Origin of the sequence: Arthrobacter sp. Br18 (genome assembly GCF_000520555.1) — a bacterium.
Taxonomy (GTDB): domain Bacteria; phylum Actinomycetota; class Actinomycetes; order Actinomycetales; family Micrococcaceae; genus Arthrobacter_D.
This window is the reverse complement of the sequence record NZ_KI914864.1, coordinates 38,015-38,685: the sequence shown is the minus strand read 5'-3', so window position 1 is coordinate 38,685 and position 671 is coordinate 38,015. Positions and strand designations below refer to the sequence as shown.

General features: G+C 67.4%; 1 protein-coding gene. It reads right to left on the bottom strand.

What is annotated here, in order from left to right; genetic code table 11:
- The coding region (locus Y704_RS20330) for a LacI family DNA-binding transcriptional regulator (RefSeq protein WP_081747540.1) at positions 1–671 on the bottom strand (671 nt) is incomplete at both ends.

Here is a 671-nt window from a genome sequence, read left to right as displayed (position 1 = left end):
CCGCCGCTCCGCTCGCGGACTGGAAGTTGCCGAGGAAGATGAGGTCGGCGTCGTTGTCCGCGAGAGTTTCAGCGAGTGCGTCCTTGAAGGCAGCGAGGCGTTCGCGGCCGGTGGAGGTGGACTGGGGTCCGGCGATGTAACCGATGCGGCGGTGGCCTCGCCCGGTGAGGTGGCGAACGGCTTCCTGGATGCCGGTGACGTTGTCGGGAGTGACGCTGGGGACGGAGGTGTCGGCGATGACGCGGTCGACGAAGACGGTGGGAACGCCGCTGTCGAGGATCCCCTGGAGGTTGCTGAGGTTGCCCTGCGGCGCGGCGATCAGGCCATCGACGCGTTGGGAGAGCATGATGTCGAAGTAGCGGTCCTGTTGCTCGGCGCTCTCGTTGGCATTGCCGAAGAGGGTGAGGAAGTTGAATTCGCGTGCCCGCTGCTCAACGGACTGAGCAAGATCGGCGAAAAACGGATTCCGCACATCGGGAAGCACCAGGCCGATGGTCTGCGTGCGGGTCTTCCGGAGGGAGCGTGCCTGGGCATTGGGGCGGAAACCCAACGTTGCGGCTGCGCCGCTCACCGCCGCGCGGGCCACCGCTGAGGTGGCGGGGTGGCCCGACAGGACGCGGGAAGCAGTCGCCACGGACACGCCCGCCGTGTCGGCGACGTCCTTGATCGTC